This window comes from Biformimicrobium ophioploci (genome assembly GCF_030270605.1).
Taxonomy (GTDB): Bacteria; Pseudomonadota; Gammaproteobacteria; order Pseudomonadales; family Cellvibrionaceae; genus Biformimicrobium; species Biformimicrobium ophioploci.
In genome coordinates this window covers 619,402-643,210 of the sequence record NZ_BSYJ01000001.1, presented here as the reverse complement: position 1 = coordinate 643,210, position 23,809 = coordinate 619,402, and the positions used below count along the sequence as shown (strand labels likewise).

Here is a 23,809-nt window from a genome sequence, read left to right as displayed (position 1 = left end):
GGTGTAGCTGTTAAGGGCAATTGGGCCAGGTCATGGTTGCCCGGGCGCCGCCAAGGCGCTCAGAACGGCTAAGTTCCAGTGACCCGTCGTGCCACATCATCACTTTCTTGACGATGTACAGCCCCAAGCCATACCCCTGCTCTTCAGTTGTGGCCCGATAGAAAGGACGTGTGAGTTCATCCGCGTTAGTACTATCGAGGCCCGGGCCGTCATCTTCGACTATGAGGCGGCACTCGCCCTTGATAACTTCGAGTCGAATGTCCAGCCTGCACCCTGCGTATTTACGTGCATTGGCCACGAGGTTCTGAATCGCGATGAGCAGCGACTCAGGCTCAAGCCAAACTTCTCCATCCGGGTAGTAGAAACGCACATCCAAATCCGGCGCGTCATGCTCCAAAGTATCGGCTAGCCGCGCGAACATGGGCTCAACATCGGTTGAAAGGCGCCGGATGAACTGCTCTCCATACTCCATACGCGAGAAATTCAGGTACTTACCAACCAACGATTCGACTTCAACCACAGACTGCTTGATCACCGCCTTCGAATCCGGAGATATCTCCGAAATCGCGAGTTGGAACTTGATCCGCGCCAGCGGAGTCCGGATTTCATGCGCGAGGGTGCGCGCGAGATCCTGATTGAGCTGGCAATAACCCAAGACCAGGTTACCTACACGGCGAAAAGTATCGGCCAATGGGAATATCAAAGAGTGTCGAGCCACACTGGGGGTCATCGCAATCGGCTTTTTAGCAAATTGCAGGGCACTCTTCTGTACCCTACTCAGATCCCTGAACATGGGGCCGACAAGCAACAAGAACGCAAGCAACACGCCCCCGAACATCAATAACTGCCACTGTTCCAGGTTGACTGGCGCACGATCACGGAATGGTCCGATGCGCAGTACTTCTGAACCGTTCTTGCGATAGAAGAAAATTTCACCCGCCTCTCCACCAAGCCCGATTACCTCCCCGCGTTCAAGCGGATCAGCGAGCTCAGGGGGAAAATACAGGGTCTCAGGGTCCATGCGACTGACGATTTCGGTTTCGCCACTCGCGAGAATTTCCGTCAGCTGCTGCGCATCCACAGAGTAGCGCCCAGGATCCTCTGAATACTCGTCAAACAACGTCCCAATACCAAGGAGCAACAGCGACACGGCCAGAATCAGCAGACCAAGAAAACGCAACAACTGCCATCGCATGATTACTGGCCGCCAATCCCCTGCATGACATAACCGCGACCACGCACAGAGGAGAAGCCGACATCAATGCCGAGGCGTTTCAGTTTTTTGCGCAAGCGGAATATGCGCATATCGACAGTACGGTCCTGGCCGTCGAACTCGCGTCCTACCATCTGCTTAAAAAGGAAATCGCGGCTCAACATTTCCCCCGGAAATTCGGCGAACAGTTTGAGGAGGCTGTAATCCTGATAGGTCAGCTGACGCTGCTTATGTGCATCGGCTGCACTACGTAGCAGCAACCTTATATGCTCTGGCAATTCCGCTTCTGCGACGACACGAGCAGGTTGGGCTGCTGGAGGTAGCCGTTTACGTGCATTGACCTTGATTTTGGCCCACAGCAACTCGGGATCGATCGGCTTCACCAGATAATCATGCGCACCCAGCTCCAGACCACGGATCTGGTCCGCAGTGTCACCCAACGCAGAAAGAAATATGACCGGGCAGCTGATTTCCTCACGAAAATGCTCGATCAACTTAAACCCGTTTGTATCTGGAAGTACTACGTCACTGATCAGCAGATCATAGTTACCCAATTTCAGCAGGCGCTCGAACTCAGTACTGTTCTCCGCATGCGCAACGCTGCAGTCATACTGGCTCAGGAACTGCACGATCAGTCGGGCCAGCTGGATATCATCTTCTAACAACAGGATGTTGAGGTAGCCACATTCATTCACAACAGATCCCAGCCATAACGGCGCACAAGACGCTTGGGTTTAAAATGTCGAACAACGAGCGTATTTTTCGCTACAAATTTTCGCTGTCGCGTGTCCTCGACATGAAAAACGAGGCTGTCCTTTGTATTGACATTGACAGTTTCGGAAAATTGCCCGGTGTTCTGAAAACAACGAATCAGGCCGCGGCCCTCTATCTTCAGACAATATTCGGCAGCATCGGGGCCACTGAATTTTATTTTCACAGTAACGTTACAGCTACCGGTATCCTGGGTAACCGCGCAAACCTTTGGCAGTATCTGCAGCTCGGCACTGAACACCGGGCTGGCACCGGCAAACAGAATCATGCACAGAATTTTGCCCGCGAGCTGTTTCACCGGCCCGAGCCTATTGCGTAGCGAAGGCCGGCAAACCAGCTGAAAGCTGACCCGACCCCCATTATTTCCGGGTTGCGTCCATCCAGGTCAAACTTGTCGTAGCGCGCAACCGCGGTCGCGCTCAGGCGCTTGGTCAGCGGGTACTCGAGATGCAGGTTGAAATACTGGTCTAGCACCTTGTCAGCCGGGAATTCACGGGAAAGGGCGAAATGCAGCACCGCGGCCTCTTCTCCCATGGGGTGGTAATAGTATTCCACCAGCCCTGTAGATTTCTGCACGGCACCGAACTTCCAGCCGACTGCGCCGCCGAAAAGGCGGTGACTCTTGGAGAAGGACAGGTGCGTTTCACTACCGTAGTGGACCTCACTGACATCCTGGAAGTAACCGAACGAAATATCGGCAAGGCGGGTGATAAAGGTTGCGCTAGGCCCGAACAGGAATGACAGGTCGCGCTCCATCGAGGTGGCATCCAACACCGCGCTCCCCGGCCCGCGGCCAGGCAAAAGGCCAAAGCTGCTCACCTCTTCATGGGCGGACTCGAACTGGTAATAGAAGCCGTCTTCGTTGGGGCGCAACAGCAGGTCCACATAAAAGTCGTGGCCCTCTTTCAGGGTGTAACCGAGGTTGAGGTTTTCTATAAAAAAGCGGTCCCTGCGGAAGCGCACGGACGGTAGCACGCTGACCGCCTGCTCAGACCAGCCGTTCAGCGGATTCTCGATATTGCCCGTGCCCGCCGCCAGGGAAAGCTGCCATTCGCTGCGGGGCGCATCCGCCAGCGCAACACCGGCGGCGCCGAATAAGCAAACTGCCATCACTAAAAACTTTATTGCCCACATGGCTGCAATATTCACTTTTTGTACAAATAGATAATTACTAAATCTGGCCGGGCGGCAAGGCTACCACAAGCCGCGCACCAAGAAACGCACAATTTGTGACTGCAACGCAAGAGGTTAAAACAAATTGAAACGAAAGGAATCAAAACGAAACAGTCTGCCGATTAATTGTCTAGCACTCCCCCCATACAATGCCCTCAGCGGGATTGCCTTTGCGCTGCACAGGCATCCGCGATAATAAAAACGACTAGGGAGTCGAAATGAAAATCAAGACGTTAAGCAGCGCCATCGCTGCCGGGCTTTACAGCCTCGGCGCGATCTCCGCGGTGCATGCGGCTGGCAACGAGGCGCAGACCCTGCGAACCCTCGACCTGAGCCTGCCGATGTACCGGGAGTACAAGGCGCAGTACCAGCAAAGCCAGGTACAAGAAAATGGTGGCGCGAACATCCAGCTTCGCAACGCGGACACCCACAGCAAGTTTGTGCGCGAGGAAGGCATCACCGGTAGCCACAAGTACTTTGTACGCTTCCACGAAGCACCGGCTGCCGTATACGAAGGTGGCGTTGAAGGCCTGCAGGGCACCCGTGACCTACTCATGAGCGGCGCCAATGTACGCGGCAATCAGGCACTGGACAGCTACACCAACCACCTGAAAGGCGTGCAGTCCGAGTTCGTTAACGCGGCTGCCGGCAAGGGTGTCAGCGTAGAAGTTCTGGAGAGCTTCCAGGTCGCCCTGAACGCGGTGACTATCGAGCTGACCCAGGACGATGCCGAGCGTCTGGCACAATTGCCGAGCGTACAGGGCATCGAGCGCGTCAAGATCTATGAGCTGAACACCGACATCGGCCCGGAATTTGTCGGCGCCGGCGCAGCCTGGGATGGCACCAATGCCCAGGGCATCGAATTCAAGGGTGAGGGCATCGTTGCCGGTATCCTCGACACCGGTATCAACACTGACCACCCGTCCTTCGCCGAAACCGGCGGTGACGGCTACACCGTGATAAACCCGCTGGGTGACGGTGTGTTCATGCATGACTGTACCGTGACAGGTCAGGAAAGCCTGTGTAACAACAAGCTCATCGGTGTCTGGTCCCACCCGACCATCACCGCCAGCTACACGGGCCCAGAAGTCTGCGGCTTCCGTGGCTGCCGCCCGGGCCCGCAACTGCGCCCGCCAACAGGTGAAGACTACAACGGCCACGGCTCCCATACCGCGAGCACCGTTGCGGGTAACGTACTCTACAGTGCGCCTTACTCCCTGCCTGAGTCCGGCATGGAAGTGAGCGACGGTATCGACACCGGCTTCGACTTCGATATGATTTCCGGTGTTGCGCCGCACGCCAACATCATCTCCTACCAGGTATGCTACCCGGGCAATGCCGGCGACCCGTATGCGGGCTGTCCGGGTGATGCCCTGGTGGCGGGTATCGAGCAGGCCATCATGGATGGCGTGGACGTTATCAACTACTCCATTTCCGGCGGCATGGACCCGTGGAACAGCTCTACCGAGCTGGCATTCCTGGCCGCGCGTGAAGCCGGTATCAGCGTTGCTGCTTCCGCCGGTAACTCGGGCCCAGCGTTGCTGACCGCCAACCACGTATCCCCGTGGCTGACCAGCGTGGCCGCGACTACCCACAGCCGCCAGATGTCCATCGACGTACCGGTTTCCTACGCGGGCTTTATCGACCCCCTGCTGGGCTCCGAAGTACCCAAGTGGGCGGATACCGGCCTGGTGGGCGGTTCCCTCAACAGCACTGAAATAACCGGTGTTGTGGTTTGGGCCAAGGACTACGAAGACATCAATGGCCTCAAGGACTACAACGGCTACTGTACCGCCGAGTACCCGGCCGGCACCTTTGACTTCTACAAAGACGGCACCCCGATCACTGACCCGGTCACCGGTGGCACCGCAGCCAACGGCGACGTCAATGTGTTCGTCATCTGCCAGCGCCACGTCCCGACCGACCCGAGCGCCAATGCGCGTACCGCCAAGGTTGCAAATGTCAAGGCCGGCGGCGCCGACGGCTTCATCATGTTCAATCGCGATCGTGACCAGGGTACTGTACCGGCCTCTTACGAGCTGCCGTCCGTACACTTCACCTACGACCAGTGGAACGGTGTATGGCCGAACGACGGCCTCGAGGACTGGGTGGACAGCTACTCCGAGAAGGGCCACATGATCACCATCGGCCAGTCACAGGTAAACCGCACCATCGACGAGAGCAAGGCCGATCAACTGGCCAACTTCTCCTCTCAGGGCCCGTCCTACTACGCGGAAAACCGCGAAGTGATGGTACCGAGCCTGGGTGCACCGGGCGTGTCCATTTACGCGGCCTACTCCGACGAGCAGCCGTTCACCGCGTTCCCGTCTCCTTCCGATTACGCGACCCTCGGGGGCACCTCCATGGCCGCTCCGCATGTGGCCGGCGGCATGGCGCTGATCCACCAGGCGCGCCCGGACTGGACCCCGGCTGAAGTCCAGTCTGCCCTGATGCTGACCGCTAACCCGGAAGTTCAGGACATGGCCCGCAACCAAAAGGCCCTGATGTGGGCGACCGGCTCCGGTCGCATGGACCTGGCCAAGGCCATCGACGCAGAACTGATCATGGATGTACCGGTTGAGCAGTACATGCAGGCCAACCCGGCCAACGGCGGCAACGTCGGCGCACTGAACACCCCGTACATGGTCGACACCAACTGCCGCCTGAACTGTACCTGGGTTCGTACTTTCGAGGCGACCGTCGACGGTAGCTGGAATGTCAATACCACTACCGACGAGACCAGCATCAAGCTGACTGCCAACCCGTCCAGCTTCACCCTGAAGGCTGGCCAGAAGCAGTCTGTCGTCATCACCGGTGAGTGGACTGAATCCCAGAACATGTACTCCGCGCCTTACGGCTTGAGCGTGTTCGGTGAAGTGGCCATCGAGAACGCCGCCAACGCAGGCGTCAACGTGGCGCGCCTGCCGGTGGAAATGGTGCTTGCAGAGGGCGGCCTGCCGACCTCCGACCACATCATTGCCAACCGTGACAGCGACTCCCACGTGATCAGCGGCCTGAGCGTACGCGAAGCGCCGCAGCTGACCGCTCGTGTGTTCGATAAAGTTGCTCCGACCCTGGAAACCATCAAGGTCAACCAACGCGCCAACGGCAACGGCAGCAACCTGTGGGAAGTGACCAATAACATGGAAGACCCGACCATCGCGGTCAGCTGGGTTTCCGTGCCGGAAAATGCGGTGCGCTTCATTGCCGAAGCGGCGAAAAACATCCGCGACGAGAGTCGTACTCCGGGAGAGTGGGGCCACCTCGGCATCTACGTTGGTAAAGACGTCAATGGCGACGGCATCCCACAGTTCGCCAGCGAAGCGGTATGTAAGTCTGTTCTCAACAGTATCGACGGTAAGGACTGGTGTAACATCAACCAGCCGGAAGCCGGTGAATACTGGGTTGTCTGGCAGAACCACTCTACCCGCGATGGAAACTTCGTCGACGAATTCGTGGTTGCCACCGGTGTCGTAACCGAGACTACAGCCAGCGACATGAGCATCGAGGTTCCGGCCACCGTCAAGCTGGGCGAGGAGTTCGCTGCCACCATCAGCTGGACCAACCTGGACGCGCAGACCGGTGACTTCTTCTACACCGCCTTCGACCTGGGCAGCAGTGCCGAAAATATCGGTAATCTCGGCATGGTGCCGCTCAAGCTGACCCGTGGCGATAACGATGTGGCCCTTGCCACCAGCCAGGACCGCGCACGCGCCGGTGACCTGATCGACGTTACCCTGAAGGTGCAGCCGAACCTGTCCGGCTACGACCGCAGCTTCGAGTTCTCCACCGAACTGCCGGAAGGCCTCGACTTGGTCGCGGGCAGCCTCAGCAGCAATGCCGCTTACATGGCAGGCGCCACCGAAACCGGCAACGGTTTCAGCATCGCCGGCAGCCAGGTGAGCAGCAAGGACTGGAAACCGGACTACAACATCACCAATTCCGTTGACGATGCCATGTGTCGCAACCCGAACGTGGGCGTGAATCCGGACGGTGGCTATATCGACCTGAAGAAGGCCGGCATCTTCCCGTCCAGTTACTTCAACACAGCTTATGTGGATGGCGTCACGCCGTTCCCGTTCGACTGGGTCTGGCCGGGCTTCAAGGACTACACCTTCTACCATAACGAAGGCAGCAACCTGGCCAGCGACACTCTGTTCGTTCACCCGAACGCGGCCGTTGACCTGAACGGCATCATGGGCTTCTTCGGGTCCAACGCGTCCTTCGGTGGCGCTTATCCTTGGGGCTCGGCGATGCAGGTCGTGGGCGGCATGTGGTTCGGCTTCCCGGGCCAGGTGGCCGGTGCACCGTACAACCCGAGCACGGATGACAATGCCAACTCCGGCACCTCGGTCGCGTTCACCGACAAGCACCTGATCGTGGAGTGGGACCGCTACGGCACCCTGAACCCGGTTTACCTGGGTAATCGCGAGTACGATTACCAGCCGATGGACAATAACCACGACGTGCAGTTCATCCTGACCCGCGGTTACGACCACAGCGAAAATGCGTACGAAATGTACCTGGCCTACGACAACCTGAACTGGGGATCCCTCGGTCAGGGCGATGCGTTCTACGACCTGGCGACCGCCGGCGTGCGCGGCGTGCGTGGCCCGGTCACCCCCGTTGGTGGCCTCGGTGCTGATGGCACGCCGTCCAGGGCGGTTGGCAACTTCAACCTGCCGCAGATCCTGCAGGACAACATGGTCTGGTGTTTCGACTACGTTGGCCCGGAAAGCTCTGCGTTTAACGTAACCTTCCAGGTACGCGTGAACGCGAGTGGCGCGGGTACTACCCAGACCATCGATATCGCCAACGCGGTTGAAGGCCTGGAGACCCTGCAGGTAACCGCAGACATCGTGGCGCCGTCCAACATCGTACTGGGCTACATCGCTGACCAGATGGTGAACGAGGACGAGACCCTGAGCGGTATCGCAGTTCCGTACATGGACGACGACAATGGCGTGAACGTCATTACCGTAACCGGTGACAATATCTCCGCGGTTGTGAACGGCAATGAGCCGGGCGCGACCTTCGATATCACCCCGGCCGCGGACTTCGACGGTGAAACCGTCGTAACCGTCACTGTAGCGGATGCCCTGTTCCCGAACGACAAGGCCTCCACAAGCTTTACCCTGAGCGTAATGGGCGTTAACGACGCGCCGATGGCCATGGTTGGCGGTGACGTGACCATTACCGAAGGCGAAAGCGCTGCCCTGGATGCCAGCGGCAGTTACGACGCTGAAGGCGATGCGCTGAGCTTCAGCTGGACTGGCCCGGGTACCATCAACGGTGCCGACACGGCCACCCCGACTGTCGACGGCCTGAGCAACGGTAAGCACCTGTTCACCGTAACCGTCACCGACGCTGGCGGCATGAGCTCCGAAGCCACAGTAAGCGTTACCGTGCAGCAGGCTTCTGCGCCAGAGCAGCCGAAGCGCAAGAGCAGCGGTGGTGGTTCCGTCTACTACCTGCTGGCTCTGCTGGCAGCGGCCGGGTTCATCCGCCGCCGCAAGGTAGCCTGATAAGGTCAATTAACCCCCAGGGGTGAAAAAACCTGGAAAGGGCCGGCTCTGCCGGCCCTTTTTTTATGTCCGCGACAAAACCCGCTAGTGGTGTTTATCTCCCCGCCCGACTAACTACCGCGCCCTGATGGCGCCAAAGGCCACCCCGACGGCATGCAATCCCGGTTGCGATGTCATTGTTACGTTTCTTCTCAGGAACGGGTAGTTCGACGCAATAAGGCGCAAGTTGACCTCATTTTGTGTTTTCCCGGCTTAAAACCTGTTAGCTTTTGTCACTCGAATTGGTTTTTCGGCAATCTGCTGTATCCGGGCTCACTGAGCGGGAACCTTGTATCACCTGCCTCTGAACGCGATATGTAAGCAGTTACGTGTTCTGTCCGAACAGATTGCCCGCTCCCGGCGGCTTAGGTTGTCCGCCAATAGAATAATAAATCTGGAGAGAAGCATGCTCGGACTCAGGAAGCTCCCACTCGCCATCCAACTCGCAACCCTGTCCCTCGCGGCGGCCGGCACCGCTGCCGTCGCCCAGGAGGAACGCGCACTGGAAGAGGTCACCGTAACGGCGCAGAAGCGCGAACAGAACCTGCAGGAGGTGCCGATCGCGGTCAGCGCCATCAGTGGTGACACGCTGCAGCAGAACGTCATCAAGGACGTTTTCGACCTGCAGGCCAACACCCCCGGCCTCACCGCGAACCGCAACCAGACCAACAACACCTCGAATTTTGCCATCCGCGGCATCGGTACCTCGGGCCAGAACTTCGGCCTCGAGTCTTCCGTGGGTATGTATGTAGACGGCACCTACCGCGCGCGCCAGAGCGCCATGATCAACAACATGGTGGATATGGAAGCGGTGGAAGTGCTGCGCGGCCCGCAGGGCACCCTGTTCGGCAAGAACACCGCCGCCGGCGCGGTGCAGTTCCGCACCAAAGCACCGAGCCATGAGACTGACGGCTTTGTGGAGGTGAACGCGGGTAACTACGGCCTGATCAACACCGCCGGCGCCGCCAACGTTTCCCTAATAGAGGATGTACTGGCAGTGCGCGCCACCGGCTTCACTAGCGAGCGCGATGGCTATGTGGATGTGGCCGGCGTTGGCAGTGACGTACTCAACAGCCGCGACCGCTGGGGCGTGCGCCTGCAGGCGCTGTACACCCCCAATGACGACCTGTCCGTGCGCATCATTGCGGACCAGTCCGAGATCGACGAGATCTGCTGTGCGGCCCTCACTGTGCAGGACAGCCTGAGCGTGATCAGCCCCATCGATGGCAGCATGGTACCGGGCTCCGATGCGGTGATCGCCGGTCTTGGCGGCACCGTATTCGATGGCGATGACTACTACGATTACCGCACCGCCAGCAATGTGATCCCGGAATCCAGCAGCATGGACGCCGGTATCTCCGTGGACGTGCAGTGGGATCTCAGCGACAGCATGCGCCTGACCTCCATCACCGCCTCACGCGAATATGAGTCGTTTGACCTGATCGATGCCGATTTCAGCGACGTGGACATGCTGGATGTCACCAACGATGCAGAGCTCAGCTCGCTGTCGCAGGAACTGCGCCTCGATTTCAGCGGTGAAAGCTTCAACGCCGTAGTGGGTGCCTACTATTACGAGCAGGAAGTCAAACTGGACTACCTGGCCCGCAGCGGCACCCAGTTCGAGGCCTTCGCCAGCCAGGCACTGGGTTACGCACCGCTGCTGGTGGGCATGGACATGGTGGCCGCGCAGACTGCCTCCCTCAGCGGCCTCGACCTGTTCGCCCTCGGCCTGACACCGGCGCCGGGCCTGGCGGCCTTCCCGGACCCGGCCTTCCCGTCTTCGGCCCCGGGCTTTATCAGCAATTTCTCCGCCCCGCATATCGCCGAACAGGCCCACCAGAGCTGGGCTGTATTTGGCCAGTTCGACTATGACCTGACCGACGCGCTGACCCTGACCATGGGCCTGCGCTACACCGACGAGCAGAAGGACCTGGTGTCCCGCTTCACCGAGATCAACCCGGACGGTACCCCGTGGATTCCGGTAACGCCCCCGGGTAGCCCGGCTGCAGCCGGTGCGGCGCTGGGTGACCTGGCCGCAAACCTGGCCGCGGGTAATCCCGCGCAACTGCTGGACCCGGTGTTCATGGCCCAGTTCGAGCCGTTCAGCAACCCCGGCTGGGCCCACTACCTGTTCGCCGGCCTGGCGCCGCGCCCGGACATCGATACCACGCTCGAAGACGAGCAGATCACCGGTACCATCAAGCTCAGCTATGCGCTGGATGAGAACACCATGGTGTACGGCTCCTACGGCACCGGATACAAGTCTGGCGGCACCAATACCGACCGCATTGCCAACGGTTTCGACCCGCTGTTCGATGCGGAAACCAGCCAGACCGCGGAAGTGGGCCTCAAGGCCGAGTTCCCGGAGCAGGCGCTGCGTATGAATATCGCGCTGCACGTGACCGAGATCGACGACTTCCAGGCCAACGCCTTCACCGGTGACGGTTTCAACCTGCAGAACGCGGGCTCCATGGAGTCCTATGGGGGCGAAGCCGAAATCTTCTGGCAGCCGGCGGCCGAGACTACGGTCACCGCCACCTACGCCTATACGGACGCCACCTACAAGTCGTTCGAGCGCGGCACCTGCTGGGTAGCCACGCCGGCACAAACCGGCCAGCCCGACCCGGGCGCCTCTCCCGGCCTGCCGTTCTGCGACCGCTCCGGCGATGAAGTTTCCATGAGCCCGGACCACACCCTGACCCTGGGCATGCGCCAGGACTTCAGCCTGTCTTCGGATGTGGACGGCTATGTGATGGGTGAGTACAACTACCGCTCGGAAATGGTGGGCGATGGCAACGCCGACCCGCTCAAGACGCTGGACAGCCTCGGCCTGTTCAACGCCCGCGCCGGTGTGACCTTCAACAGCCTCGATATGGACATGACGCTGTGGGCGCGTAACCTGACCGACGAGGGGCATCGCTACATTACGTTTGATGTGCCGATCCAGGCGGGCAAGCTGATGGCCTACCCGGGTGAGCCGCGGACATACGGCCTCTCCGTCAACAAGCGCTTCTAAGTTTCTCGGAGCAATAAAAAACCCCGGCGCTGCCGGGGTTTTTTATTTGTGCTGTTGAGGCCCGCAAACTATTCAGGTGAATACCAGATCGGCGAACTGAACGCGCGCTCCTGGTGCATCAGCGGCACATCCTTGTCCATGTCAGTGATGTTGTGTTTCACCTTGTCGTACAGGGTCCAGCGCGGCGTCGGGATTTCCAGTACGCGCACGTAGTAGACCGCACTCTGGGCGGCATCAAACTCCGGATCCTTGAAGATACCACTCAACTGCGCAGCACCAATGCTGTTTTCATATTTCGCGGTTTTCAGGTCGACGGTGTTACCCACTTCCGGCAGCTTGCCATCCTTGCCAGGCTTGCGGTCATCCGACCAGGCCACATTGAAGATTTTTTCGTGGGTCTTGCCATCCTCATCCAGCCAGCCTTTGACAATCTGGATGCGATCCAGGTTCGCGCCCTCGGGGTCTTTCATCGCCGCCACCAGGAACGTCGGTGTCTTGCCATCGACTGCCTTGCCGAGCATGCCGCCCATGGGCACGCCCTTGCCGTAGCCGGCCTTGGCCACATCGCCGCTGGCATCATCCTCGGAGAATTCATAGCTGCCAAAGAAACGCACCTTCATGCGCGGCCCGGTGGTAGCGAAAGTCTCCTTGCGCTGCATCGCATCCCAGAGTGCCTCGCGCGTGTTTTCTTTCGCCCACACACCCATAATGCCGGACGCGGCCTGCTCCCAACCCGCAAAGGTATCCGATGGCCCGGTCAACAGCGGGAACTTCCAGCGGGTCTTGTTGCCGGGCTCCAGCGTCTTGAACTTGCCGAAGAAATTGTCTTCATCGGCAGTGGACAGGCCGGTATGGGTATCGGTAGCGGCATTGACGCCCAGCGGGAACGGGTTTACCCCCAGGTCTTTCTCGATACGCAGGCCGGCCTTCAGTGCCTCGCGCCAGTATTCGTATTTCAGCTGACCGTCTTTCTTCGGGCGCAGGATCAGGTTGCCCCTGTCCCACAGGTCCCAGCTGGCGAAGTCGTCGTTCGGTGACAGGGTGGGATGGCTCTCGCTCTGGCCCTTGATCTGGGTGACTTCGTAGAGCGGTTCGTACTTCGCGCGCATCTCGGCCCACTCTCTGGTCATGGGCGAGCCATCGAATGCCTGCTCCTCGAACATACGCCCATTGGACATATTGCCGTTGTGCGGGATCGCCAGCACCTGGCCGCCGGTCTTTTTCTCGTAAGCCGCCATCCATTGCCACAGCTTCATCGGGTCCTGGGTTTCGAAAGTGGTCAATGGCAGCAGGCCCTTTGTCTTGTCCGCCGCATCACGGAAGATCACATTGCGGTGCAGGTTGTCACCACCGCCGGCATTCACCGTCCACTCGTAGGCGATAAAGGTGGTGAACTTGCCTGGCTTGTAATACTTCTCTGCCGCTTCCACGGTTTTTTCCCAGGCGGTCTTCATCCACTTGGGATCCATCACCACCTTGGGCAGGCGCTCCTCGGACTGCATCACAATAAGCTCGCTCTTGGCCGCGGCCGCCTGCTCCTCCTCGCCGGAGTTGAGCATCTTGCTCCACTTCTTGACAGTCTCATCCGCCATCATCTCCTCGTTGGCATCGATGATCTCATTGATCACGCCCATGCCGTCGGAGTGGTCGGTGATCATGAACCAGTCGTAGGGCCGCGCCAGTTTGGTTTTCAGGCCCGTGTTGGACTCCACCTCCTCACCGATGGCGAGGCGGTAGGCATCGTCCGGGGTCCTGACCGCACCATCCATACCGGCATCCATGGACCAGCCGGTGTGCACGTGGGTGTCGCCAAACCAGGCTTCGGTGGGGTAATCCTCCGCGTAAAGGCCTGCGGCCGAGAACAACGCCGTGACTGCACAGGCAGATATAAGGGTATGCTTCATTTTCCGCTCCGAGGTGCTCAATACGGCCAGATACGACGAATTCGTATGACCCGTTAGTTTGAGTTTAGGGGCGGGATGGCCTGCGACCGCGCGCCTGGCGTGGCACTCCACCCGAATTTGATCAAAAAACCGACTAATGCGCCTCGCTTCTGGTCCCCAGTACCCCTATAATGCGCGCCTTATTTTTCCGGCCCCCAGCTTTTCCGGGGCGCCCAGTATTACCCGAGGCACCTTTGTGAACCCGAACGTAATCCAGAACCTGCGCAATATCGCGATTATTGCCCACGTTGACCATGGCAAGACCACCCTGGTGGACAAGCTGCTGCAGCAATCCGGTACCCTGGATCGCAAGGACCAGGGCGCCGAGCGCATCATGGACTCCAACGACCAGGAGCGTGAGCGCGGCATCACCATCCTCGCCAAGAACACCGCGATCCGCTGGAACGACTACCGCATCAACATCGTCGACACCCCCGGACACGCCGACTTCGGCGGTGAGGTAGAGCGCGTACTGTCCATGGTCGACTGCGTGTGCCTGCTGGTGGACGCGGTAGACGGCCCCATGCCACAGACCCGCTTCGTGACCCAGAAGGCCTTCGAGCAGGGCCTCAACCCGATCGTGGTGATCAACAAGGTTGACCGTCCGGGCGCGCGCCCTGACTGGGTGATGGACCAGGTATTCGACCTGTTCGACAGCCTCGGCGCCACCGAGGAGCAGCTGGACTTCCCGGTGATCTACGCCTCCGCCCTGAACGGCATCGCCGGCCTGGATTACACCGATATGGCCGACGACATGACCCCGCTGTTCGAGATGATCGTCAAGCAGGTCAAGGCGCCGGAAGTGGACCCGGAAGGCCCGTTCCAGATGCAGATCTCCGCACTGGACTACTCCAGTTACGTGGGCGTGATCGGCGTCGGCCGCATTACCCGCGGCACCCTGAAGCCGAACCAGCAGGTGGTGGTACTGGACCGCGAGGGCAAATCGCGCAAGGCCAAGGTACTGCAGGTAATGGGTTACCTGGGCCTGGAGCGGGTGGAAGTGGAACAGGCTTCTGCCGGCGACATCGTGTGTATCACCGGTGTGGGCGAGCTGGGCATCTCCGATACCCTGTGTGACCCGGAAAACCCGGAAGTGCTGCCGGCGCTGAGCGTGGACGAGCCCACCGTGAGCATGACCTTCCAGGTGAACGATTCCCCGTTCGCCGGCCAGGACGGCAAGTACGTAACCTCGCGCAACATCATGGAGCGCCTGAACCAGGAGCTGATCCACAACGTGGCGCTGCGCGTGGAGCAGGGCGACAGCCCGGACAAGTTCAAGGTTTCCGGCCGCGGCGAATTGCACCTGTCGGTACTGATCGAATCCATGCGCCGCGAAGGCTTCGAGCTGGCGGTTTCGCGCCCGGAAGTGGTACAGCGCGAGGTCGACGGCGAGATCCAGGAGCCCTACGAGCAGGTGGTGATCGACGTTGAAGACCAGCACCAGGGCCCGGTGATGGAAGAGCTTGGCCTGCGCAAGGCGGAGCTGACCAACATGGAGCCGGACGGCAAGGGCCGTGTGCGCCTGTCGTTCATCGTGCCGTCGCGTGGCCTGATCGGCTTCCGCTCGCACTTCCTGACCCTGACCAGTGGCTCCGGCATCATGACCAGCATCTTCGACCACTACGGTCCGGTGAAGATGGGTGAAATGGCCAGCCGCAACAACGGCGTGCTGGTTTCCATGGTGAAGGGCAAGACCCTGTCTTACGCGCTGTTCACGCTGCAGGACCGCGGCCGCCTGTTCCTGGGCCACGGTGAAGACATCTACGAGGGCCAGATCGTGGGTATTCACTCGCGCTCCAACGACCTCGCGGTGAACCCGACCAAGGGCAAGCAGCTGACCAACGTACGCGCATCCGGTACCGATGAGGCGCTGACCCTGACCCCGCCGATCCGCCACACGCTGGAGCAGGCGCTGGAGTTCATCGAGGACGACGAGCTGGTGGAAGTGACCCCGAACCACATCCGCCTGCGCAAGAAGATCCTGCAGGAGAATATGCGTCGTCGTGAGGCCAAGTCCAAGGGTTAATTAATGGGGTCAGAGCCGGATTAGTGGGGTCAGAGTGTTCACTCTACCCCATGTATTTTGCGACCCTAAGGGTCAGAGCCTTCGCTCTGACCCTTTTTTATTGCCCGATCCTTTTGGGGTCAGAGCCTCCGCTCTGACCCCAACAATCTCTGCCCCCTTTTATCGCAAGCCCTCACTTTTTGGCTTTAATCCGCACCGGACCGAACATCCCGCTTACAAATATATCGCCGTCTGGCATGGGCATATGAAAGCCGCCCAGGGCATTGAAGATATAACTCGGCGGAAGCTTTATCTCGGCCACCTTCTCGCCGGTATCCCAGTCCACCCCAACAATTATCCACTCGCCTCCCTGTAACGTATTCAGGTAGGTTGCATTGTTCGCCGTACTGACGGGCGTCATTGTCCAGGTAACTGTCCGATCATCGTAAAGCCAATCCCGCTTCAAGGTGTTTGATTGCGCATCCCAGGAAAAGTTCTCCGCACCGCGCGGTGCTTTACGGGTGTACCCCATCGTCACAAGTGTTGTCAGCAGAGAGCGATCACCGTCAGTCGTGATCGGATCCGGGAAATCCGAGGCTAACGCCATAACCCCACTGCCATAGACCTGGAAAGACCACTCAATCGTGGTATCAACCGGGAAACCCACGGCGATTTCGCCGGCCAACCGCTTGCTGTCACGACCGGGCAATTGCTTTGCATCGTCCGGAATTTTGTCCCGCCAATACGCCAACAACTTGACCGGGTCACCCGCATCGGGGATCAATACCAGCCGATCGGCATCCTCGCCATAGCCCATTAGCGTCGGTGTTGCACCACTGCCTCGTGACAGCCACAGGCCCGGCTTGTCTTTCTTGTAAGCGTAAGGCTCTTTCCATGCGCCATCGGCCGGGTCCATCGAGAGACTGCTACCCGTCCAGACCATTTTGCGCATGTACTTATCGGTTACGACATAAATGCCACCTTCCGGATCGATAGCGATGCCATTGTCCACCGCCTCACCGGTAATCGGTGCGGTATAGACCTGCTCGAAATCGCGACTGAGTACCGCTATGAGCCCCGGCAGGGCTACGACAATATAGCCGTCGTACGTGAGGTTGACGCCCAGGAAACGGGTGACGGAATCGGCTAGTTCCGGCGGTACGGCTTTGCGTAAATCCAGCTTGCGCTCGATTTTGATTTTCGCATCGGCCGATGCTTCGCCATCGTCGCCTACTTTGTAAAGCGTTGTATCGTACCCTGCATAGGCAAAACCCTCATTGTCCAGCACGGTATACAGGCCATTCAGCGCAATTTCCTTTGAGAAATCGACTTCGCCAAGATATTCCCGAAATGCCCCGAGGATTTTGTCTTCTTCCATCCAGTTACCATCCATGGCCTCACGCAGCTTGCGTATCCGCTCTGGCGCCGCCCGATGGTTGCGCTGCTCCGGGATCACCAGTTCATCAATCTGCTCCCAGCGCCCGTCGTCAATGCGAACTTTGATAACGCCTGCATTGGTGAACTCAAGAATTACCTCCGAGCCGTCCGGGTAGCGACGATGGATATTCCCGGGAATTGCAATTGTGGAAGGAACCCACTCAACCTGGTCAGCAGTTACGGTATGGTTTCCCTCCCACATCCTGACGGGCGTTGCATCAGATTGCGCAGCATCGAAATGAACGATGGGATAAAAACTGCCAGACATGAGATAGGGGTTCGGGGGCGCAGCCCATTTCCCTGTTCAGGCGCGGCCTTTTTCTCGGTACATCCGAACAAAAGAATGGATACCGCAACCAGAGCCAGCGCTCTCGCAAAGTAAACTCGATATTCTCCCAATATCTTCATGGGCACCTCCCTGTGCGCTATCCAAAACTTAAAGCATCCTTTCCGAAATTTTCAGGGGGTATAAGACCAGCCCCTACCCTTGCAGACGAGTGTAGAAGATAACTTTAACCGCCGAGCCGGATGAGTGGGGTCAGAGTATTCACTCTGACCCCATAGATTTGCCACATGAGGGGTCAGAGCTTTGGCTCTGACCCCGGTAATCTACGCCCCAATCCGACCCTCGGGGTCAGAGCTTCGGCTCTGACCCCAGCATCCAACACGCCCAATAATCGCGCTTAAAGAAACCGGCCCAATCACCCCGGCCGCGGTACTCTCCGCAACATTGTCCCCCGCCACCTCAAACTCCCCCGCGCCAGTACAACGCACAATGCGCTTGAGCAGCCTGCCGAGCTGCGGGTGTTCCAGCACCACCACATCCCCGGGACCAAATGATTGCCAGCGATGGCGCAGCGCCAGGACATAGTCATCGTCCCGGTAGCGCGGATGCATGCTCCGCCCAGATACGCGGAAAATTTGCAGCTTCAACAACACGCTAATCCAGTTTCGGATAGACCACCTGCTGCTCCGGCGGATAGGGACAGGTAGCGGTATAGGTATTCACACCCTTGGTGGCCCAGAATGCCTCCGCGAACTCATTGATCAGGTTCAGCAGCTCCTCACCTTTCTCGCGCGCGATGCCCTGCTTGCAGGCGGAACCTGCCAGCATGATGCGGTGCACTAGGTCGTGGGTGTCGGGGAATTTTGCGAATTGCGGCTGCTTGAAATAATCGCCCCAGATCACCCGCACTTCATGCTTGGCTTTCTCGGCGTGGTTTTCCTTCTCGGCCACCAGGCGGGAGAACTGGGCGTGCTCTGCCGCGCTCAGCTTGTCCTTGCCATCGAGCTCTGCGATCAGGTCCATAAAGCGGATCACGCTCAGTGCGGCAAGCTGCGCGGAAACAGGATCGTAGATCTTGCAGGGAATGTCGCAGTGCGCGGAAACAGTGGGCACCTTGAACAGGCGATCGTGATGAAGGGGTCAGAGTGTTCACTCTGACCCCAGAAATTGGATTGGAGGGGTCAGAGCGAAAGCTCTGACCCCTAAAGTCTGATTTCGGCTTATAATCCACCCCTGATAAAGAAAACAACGCCACCCAGCGGTATCGGGCGGCTGCCATGGCACTCTGTGCCGGCGACCCAGGTAACCGCCATGCCCCGCGCGCAACTAGATCACGAACGCCTCCAGCAGGATCCCGTTGCCTATGTCGGCGAGCTGGAACTGCGCCGCCGTATCCTCGCTGCCGGCTTTATGCTGATTTTTTCCCTGGCCATTACCGGCTCCATGGGTGTGATGGCGCTGATGGATGGCCATATCGGTCTCGCCTCCACCATGTTCGGCATTGCCCTCACGGTTCTCGGCGCCTACCTCGGCATTAACCTGGTCAAACCAAATCCGCATATCCCGCTGGCGGTTGGCGGCCTGCTGATGCTGCTGTACTTCTACCTTTTGCTGTCCGGTGGCGTGAACAATACCGGCCTGCTGTGGGCAGTGATGCTGGTCCCCGGCTTTATCAACCTGTTCGGTTATCGCAATGGCGCGCTGGCACTGGCAGTGCTGGGGGCGCTCACCTGCATTGTGCTTTTCTACCCGGAATTTCCCGGCCTTGAAGCGAAGTACGATGTTTCCTACCGTGCCCGGTTCCTCGCCGTATTCGTAGCGCTGACCGTCCTCACTGCGATCCTCGATACCGGCCGCCACCAGACCCAGCAGGCCCTGCGCGCGCTGACCCGCGAACTGGAGAGCCAGGCCGGCACCGATGCACTCACCGGCCTTGCCAACCGGCGCGAAGCAGAACGCGCCATTATGCGCCTTATGGAACAGGGTGAAGCGGATGCGACGCAGTACACGGTATTGATTGGCGACCTGGACAACTTCAAACAGCTCAATGACGAGCACGGCCACGCGCTGGGCGACAAGATACTGCGAGAGGTCGCAGACATGTTGCGTCAGCATACCCGCGGCGGCGACCTGGTGGCGCGTTGGGGCGGCGAAGAATTCCTGGTGCTGCTGCCGGATACCGGCCGCGAGGGTGCGCGCCTGTTGGCAGAAAAACTGCGCGGCAAGATCATGGCCATTGGCGACGACTATGTACCGCCGCTGCCCATCACCATCAGCTTTGGCGTCTCCGGCGGTATGGCCGGCGCCAGCGCAGACCAGTCGCTGGCCGAGGCCGACCGGAAAATGTATGTCGCCAAGCAGGCCGGACGCAACCGGGTCGAGGCCTGAACCGTTTTCCTGACGCGGGTCCCAGGTGAATTCCGTCAAGCGGCGTGCGTCAGGGCGAGCCTTTACGCGGACAGAACCCCGCTAAAAACCTTCTTGCCATTTTTGCTGCCAGCGCAAAAAAGTTTCATCTTTAACGATTTCTCGACTTAACGTTCTCCGCCGCACGCTCACCGCAAGTGCGCATCGAAAATCATTTCCATGGCCATCCTACTTGTACCTACAGGGAAGGTGGATCATGAAAAAAATAATGCTTACTTTAGTTTCAGTACTACTCTGCGCGTGTACGACAGGCCCCACAGCAGATATCGTTCAACTTGCGGAGGCGGAAAGGCAGAGGCTGCTGTCCGGCGAGGAAATCCTGAGCCGGGAAGTCACACTGGCAGAGCTGCCGCAAAATGACCTGCTGCAGGTCAGCCCGGCATTCAAGGCATATATCGACGAGCACGCCGTGGGAAGCTCGCCGAAATTCCGTTACCGGTCACTGGTGCGGCACATGCGCAGGAGTAATTTCCGCATGGCATTCACTCTGGATGAAACCACAAATACCGCGCAGGCATTTGCCTCCAGAAGCGGAAATTGTGTTTCCTTTTCTGCAATGATGGTCGCGGCCGCACGTTATCTTGGCCTGGACGCCAGCTTCCAGCAGGTGTCAGCACCACTGGAAGACCGCATGTTACGCCGCCGCGGCGGTGGCAATACCCGCACCCGGGTTAGTCATATCGCCATGAGCGCCGAGTATCCTCTGGGCAAGAAGACCATCGATTTCAATTTCCAGAAGGCGCCAGCCGCTAATGCATTGACGCCGCTGTCAGATGAAAAGGCCTTTGCGCGTTACTTCAACAACCGCGGCATGGAAGCGCTGCGCAACGGCGATCGTAAGCAGGCATTCCTGAATGTACGCAAGGCACTGGAGCTCGATCGCGAGGCCAGCTACCTGTGGAATAACCTGGCCACTATTTACAAGCGCGCAGGTGAACTGGACCTGGCCCACGATGGCTACAGCCATGCAATGGCACTCGAACCTGGCGACGCGATCGCCGGCCGCAACCTGCAGCGGCTGGAAAAGCTGATGGCAACCACCGCTGACACAGGACAGGCGAGTAGCGGGTCAGAGGCCTGAGGATATTCAGGCGAGGCCCTGTGCCTTTGCCTCGTCGATACAGGCCTGATAGGCGGGGCAGGTCACCAGGTGGTCATTCACCATACCGGTGGCCTGCATATGGGCATACATGATGGTACTGCCGACAAAGCTGAAGCCTCTTTTCTTCAGCGCCCTGGAGATCTGATCAGACTGCGGTGTGCTCGCCGGAATATCCTGCATAGTCCGGCACTGGTTGATCACCGCACGGCCATCGATAAAGCCCCACAGGTATTCCGACAGCGTCTGGCCGTCGTCGCGTAAAGCGAGGTAGGCCCTGGCGTTCTTGACCGCGGACTCGACCTTGAGGCGATTGCGAATAATGCCCGGGTCCTGCAGTAACTTTTCGACCTTGCGCGGCGTATAGCGCGCGATTTTTTCCGGATCGAAACCGTCGAAGGCTACACGATAGTTCTCACGCTTTTTCAGCACTGTGATCCAGCTGAGCCCGGCCTGTGCGCCCTCGAGAATAAGGAATTCAAACAGGCGCGCATCGTCCAGCATCGGACGACCCCATTCTTCGTCGTGGTAGCGCTCATAAATTTCGCTACCGCGGCACCAGTCACAGCGTTTATCCGTCATGGCTCGCAACTCAATTCTGCATGTAGTGCTGGATCAACTGCAGTACGAGGATCAGGGCCACCAGGATAAAAATAATATTTCCGCGATTCATCTTGCCCGCTTATTGGTCTGTTTTGGGTTCGGCTTCTTGCTGCTCTGTTTCGGCTTTCGTCAGGCCGGTATGATACGCCATAAACGCGATCTGGTTGGTGTAGTCCTCCACCTGCATCCATACCGGCTTGCCGGCACCATGACCCGCACGCGTTTCCACCGCCAGCCAGACAGGATTGTCGCAGCCCTGGTCGCGCTGCAGCGCCGCGGTGAATTTGTAACTGTGCCAGGGCACCACGCGATCGTCGCGGTCCGCCGTTGCCACCAGCGTGGCCGGGTAACAGGTACCAGCCTCTGTATTGTGTACCGGGGAATAAGCCAGCAACGCGCGGAACTCGTCGGCGTTTTCACTGAGCCCGTAATCGCTGGACCACTGGCGCGCGTTTGCCGAAGCGGTATGGTAGCGCAGCATGTCCAGCACGCCGACCGCCGGCACCGCTGCGGTAAACAGCTCTGGCCGCTGCGTCATGGTCGCACCCACGAGCAGGCCGCCGTTACTGCGGCCGGTGATTACCAGGTGCTCGGGCGAAGTCACCTTCTCTTCAATCAACCATTCTGCCGCAGCGATGAAATCGTCAAACACATTCTGTTTCTGCAGTTTGGTGCCGGCGCTGTGCCAGGCATCGCCATACTCGCCACCACCGCGCAGGTTCGGCACGGCGAGCACGCCGCCCATATCGATCCAGGCCGCAAATCTGGTGCGAAATTCCGGCGTCTCGGAAATATTGAAACCGCCGTAGCCATACAGCTGGGTCGGGTTGCTGCCATCACGGGCGAGGCCCTTGCGGTGCACGAGGAACAGCGGCACCCGGGTGCCGTCCTTGCTCTTGTAGAAATGCTGGGACACTTCGATATTGGAAAAATCTGCAGGGAACTCGACTTTGCGGAACGGCGATACTGCACCGCTGTTGACATCGAGCCGGTAAACATCGCCCGGGGTGGTGAAATTCTGGAATACGAAAAACGTTTCGGGATCGCCGGGATCTCCCTTGAGGCCCGTGATGGCACCGATACCGGGCATGGTTACATTTTTCTGCTCCAGTCCGTCCAGGCTCGCAATTACGATGCGGCTGGTGGCATTTTCCAGATAGTGCAGTACCAGCTTGCCGCCGACCATGCTGGCATCCGCCAGCACATCCTTGCGCTCCGGCACTACTTCGCGCCAGCCGGCTTTTTCAGGCTTGCGGATATCGATGGCCACCACACGGCCATTGGGCGCGCCGGCGGTGGTTTTGAAATAGAAAGTTTCGCCGGTATTGCCCAGGAATTCATACAGGCCATCCCAGTCATCCAACAATCGCACGACATCACCACCGGTGGCATTGCCATCCAGCGGTTTGTAGTAGATGCCGTTTTTCTGGTAACCGTCGAACAGGCTGATCAGCAGGTAGCGGCCATCGTCGCTCACCTGTCCGTAGGGCACCCGGCTCGGGTGGTCCGTCACTTCGTAAACCAGGGGATCCTGTGCCTGCTTGTCACCCAGCTTGTGGAAATAGATTTTCGCCTGCCGGGTGTCATCGTAAGTGCCGTCTTCTGCCTGCGGGTAGCGGCTGTAATAAAAACCGCTTTCATCGGCTGCCCAGGATACGCCATTGAATTTGAGGCCGGTCAGCCTGTCTTCCAGGTCTGCACCGGTCTGCAGGTTACGCACGTGGAAGTCGGTCCAGTCGGTGCCACCATCGCTGGTGCCAAAGGCGAGATAGCGCGCCCTGGGCGACACGGCCAGGTCCCGCGCGGCAATGGTGCTGTCATCACTGAGTTTGTGTGGGTCGAGCAGCATCTCCGAGTCACGGGACAGGTCGGAGGAACCGTAGAAGATGGCGTGGTCCCAGTCGCCACTGTTGTACTGGTAAAAGTATTTGTCGGCTTTCTTGTAGGGCGCGTCGTAGCGCTCGTATTTCCACAGCTCGGTCAGGCGCTCATTGATCTGCTGCCATTGCGGCAGGGCCTTCAGCTTCGGCAGTGACAGTGCGTTTTGTGCGCTGACCCAGTCCTTCACTGCCTGGCTGTTCATTGCCTCCAGCCAGCGGAACGGGTCCGCGACGCGGGTGCCATGATACTCATCCACCTGCTCGTCCTGCGTGGACTGCGGATACACGGCGGTGTTGTTGCTTTGCGGCGCGCGATCACAGGCGCCGAGGGCGGTGGCGGCAATGGCCACCAGCAAAAACTTTTTCATGGCTTCACTTTGCTGTTGTCGCAA

At 59.0% G+C, this 23,809-nt stretch carries 15 protein-coding genes; 5 read left to right on the top strand and 10 right to left on the bottom strand.

Annotation, left to right across the window (positions count from 1 at the left end):
* Positions 1-10: 10 nt before the first annotated feature.
* From QSJ80_RS02780 to QSJ80_RS02765, 4 genes are read right to left on the bottom strand one after another with little or no spacing between them, the layout of a single operon-like run.
* On the bottom strand, positions 11-1,195 hold the full coding sequence (locus QSJ80_RS02780; protein WP_285762740.1) for a sensor histidine kinase: 1,185 nt from the start codon (positions 1,193-1,195) through the stop codon (positions 11-13).
* 2 nt (positions 1,196-1,197) lie between these two features.
* Positions 1,198-1,908, bottom strand: a complete 711-nt coding sequence (locus QSJ80_RS02775; RefSeq protein ID WP_285762739.1) for a response regulator transcription factor — start codon at positions 1,906-1,908, stop codon at positions 1,198-1,200.
* On the bottom strand, positions 1,905-2,252 hold the full coding sequence (locus QSJ80_RS15620) for a DUF3019 domain-containing protein (protein WP_352176074.1): 348 nt from the start codon (positions 2,250-2,252) through the stop codon (positions 1,905-1,907). The genes QSJ80_RS02775 and QSJ80_RS15620 overlap by 4 nt, the downstream gene beginning before the upstream one ends.
* Positions 2,253-2,278: 26 nt before the next feature.
* On the bottom strand, positions 2,279-3,094 hold the full coding sequence (locus tag QSJ80_RS02765) for a TonB-dependent receptor domain-containing protein (protein WP_285762737.1): 816 nt from the start codon (positions 3,092-3,094) through the stop codon (positions 2,279-2,281).
* 281 nt (positions 3,095-3,375) lie between these two features.
* On the opposite strand from QSJ80_RS02765, the gene QSJ80_RS02760 reads away from it, so the two are divergent.
* Together QSJ80_RS02760 and QSJ80_RS02755 are read left to right on the top strand one after the other, a co-directional pair.
* Positions 3,376-8,682 carry a S8 family serine peptidase gene (locus tag QSJ80_RS02760; protein WP_285762736.1) on the top strand — a complete coding sequence of 1,769 codons (5,307 nt, stop codon included), beginning with the start codon at positions 3,376-3,378 and terminating at the stop codon, positions 8,680-8,682.
* Between the two features lie 445 nt (positions 8,683-9,127).
* Positions 9,128-11,737: a TonB-dependent receptor gene (locus tag QSJ80_RS02755; RefSeq protein ID WP_285762735.1), complete on the top strand. Its 2,610-nt coding sequence runs from the start codon at positions 9,128-9,130 to the stop codon at positions 11,735-11,737.
* A 68-nt stretch (positions 11,738-11,805) separates the two neighbouring features.
* Here QSJ80_RS02755 and QSJ80_RS02750 read toward each other — a convergent pair whose 3' ends face one another.
* Positions 11,806-13,641: a DUF3604 domain-containing protein gene (locus tag QSJ80_RS02750; RefSeq protein WP_285762734.1), complete on the bottom strand. Its 1,836-nt coding sequence runs from the start codon at positions 13,639-13,641 to the stop codon at positions 11,806-11,808.
* A gap of 235 nt (positions 13,642-13,876) precedes the next feature.
* On the opposite strand from QSJ80_RS02750, the gene typA reads away from it, so the two are divergent.
* Complete coding sequence (gene typA, locus QSJ80_RS02745; protein WP_285762733.1) at positions 13,877-15,706, top strand: translational GTPase TypA; 1,830 nt, start codon at positions 13,877-13,879, stop codon at positions 15,704-15,706.
* A gap of 172 nt (positions 15,707-15,878) precedes the next feature.
* On the opposite strand, the gene QSJ80_RS02740 is transcribed toward typA, so the two are convergent.
* The 3 genes from QSJ80_RS02740 to sodN all read right to left on the bottom strand — a co-directional run bounded on the left by QSJ80_RS02740 (position 15,879) and on the right by sodN (position 18,521).
* The gene (locus QSJ80_RS02740; protein ID WP_285762732.1) at positions 15,879-17,390 is read right to left on the bottom strand and encodes a hypothetical protein; all 1,512 of its coding nucleotides are present in this window, start codon (positions 17,388-17,390) and stop codon (positions 15,879-15,881) included.
* Positions 17,391-17,731: 341 nt separating this feature from the next.
* On the bottom strand, positions 17,732-18,058 hold the full coding sequence (locus QSJ80_RS02735; protein ID WP_285762731.1) for a S24/S26 family peptidase: 327 nt from the start codon (positions 18,056-18,058) through the stop codon (positions 17,732-17,734).
* 4 nt (positions 18,059-18,062) lie between these two features.
* Positions 18,063-18,521 carry a superoxide dismutase, Ni gene (sodN, locus tag QSJ80_RS02730; RefSeq protein WP_285762730.1) on the bottom strand — a complete coding sequence of 153 codons (459 nt, stop codon included), beginning with the start codon at positions 18,519-18,521 and terminating at the stop codon, positions 18,063-18,065.
* A 198-nt stretch (positions 18,522-18,719) separates the two neighbouring features.
* On the opposite strand from sodN, the gene QSJ80_RS02725 reads away from it, so the two are divergent.
* Together QSJ80_RS02725 and QSJ80_RS02720 are read left to right on the top strand one after the other, a co-directional pair.
* Entirely contained in the window at positions 18,720-19,796 is a 1,077-nt protein-coding gene (locus QSJ80_RS02725) for a GGDEF domain-containing protein (RefSeq protein WP_285762729.1), read from the top strand.
* A 247-nt stretch (positions 19,797-20,043) separates the two neighbouring features.
* Positions 20,044-20,916, top strand: a complete 873-nt coding sequence (locus QSJ80_RS02720) for a transglutaminase-like domain-containing protein (protein ID WP_285762728.1) — start codon at positions 20,044-20,046, stop codon at positions 20,914-20,916.
* Positions 20,917-20,922: 6 nt separating this feature from the next.
* Here QSJ80_RS02720 and QSJ80_RS02715 read toward each other — a convergent pair whose 3' ends face one another.
* Complete coding sequence (locus tag QSJ80_RS02715; RefSeq protein WP_285762727.1) at positions 20,923-21,516, bottom strand: DNA-3-methyladenine glycosylase I; 594 nt, start codon at positions 21,514-21,516, stop codon at positions 20,923-20,925.
* Between the two features lie 100 nt (positions 21,517-21,616).
* Positions 21,617-23,785: a prolyl oligopeptidase family serine peptidase gene (locus tag QSJ80_RS02710; protein ID WP_285762726.1), complete on the bottom strand. Its 2,169-nt coding sequence runs from the start codon at positions 23,783-23,785 to the stop codon at positions 21,617-21,619.
* Positions 23,786-23,809: the final 24 nt, after the last annotated feature.

What these genes read in the sequence shown, in the direction of transcription:
- QSJ80_RS02765 (WP_285762737.1), bottom strand. Translation starts at nt 3,094, where the DNA reads ATGGCAGTTTGCTTATTCGGCGCCGCCGGTGTTGCGCTGGCGGATGCG.
- QSJ80_RS02710 (WP_285762726.1), bottom strand. Translation starts at nt 23,785, where the DNA reads ATGAAAAAGTTTTTGCTGGTGGCCATTGCCGCCACCGCCCTCGGCGCC.
- QSJ80_RS02750 (WP_285762734.1), bottom strand. Translation starts at nt 13,641, where the DNA reads ATGAAGCATACCCTTATATCTGCCTGTGCAGTCACGGCGTTGTTCTCG.
- QSJ80_RS02780 (WP_285762740.1), bottom strand. Translation starts at nt 1,195, where the DNA reads ATGCGATGGCAGTTGTTGCGTTTTCTTGGTCTGCTGATTCTGGCCGTG.
- QSJ80_RS02725 (WP_285762729.1), top strand. Translation starts at nt 18,720, where the DNA reads ATGCCCCGCGCGCAACTAGATCACGAACGCCTCCAGCAGGATCCCGTT.
- QSJ80_RS02760 (WP_285762736.1), top strand. Translation starts at nt 3,376, where the DNA reads ATGAAAATCAAGACGTTAAGCAGCGCCATCGCTGCCGGGCTTTACAGC.
- QSJ80_RS02755 (WP_285762735.1), top strand. Translation starts at nt 9,128, where the DNA reads ATGCTCGGACTCAGGAAGCTCCCACTCGCCATCCAACTCGCAACCCTG.
- QSJ80_RS15620 (WP_352176074.1), bottom strand. Translation starts at nt 2,252, where the DNA reads ATGATTCTGTTTGCCGGTGCCAGCCCGGTGTTCAGTGCCGAGCTGCAG.
- QSJ80_RS02715 (WP_285762727.1), bottom strand. Translation starts at nt 21,516, where the DNA reads ATGACGGATAAACGCTGTGACTGGTGCCGCGGTAGCGAAATTTATGAG.
- QSJ80_RS02720 (WP_285762728.1), top strand. Translation starts at nt 20,044, where the DNA reads ATGCTTACTTTAGTTTCAGTACTACTCTGCGCGTGTACGACAGGCCCC.
- QSJ80_RS02740 (WP_285762732.1), bottom strand. Translation starts at nt 17,390, where the DNA reads ATGTCTGGCAGTTTTTATCCCATCGTTCATTTCGATGCTGCGCAATCT.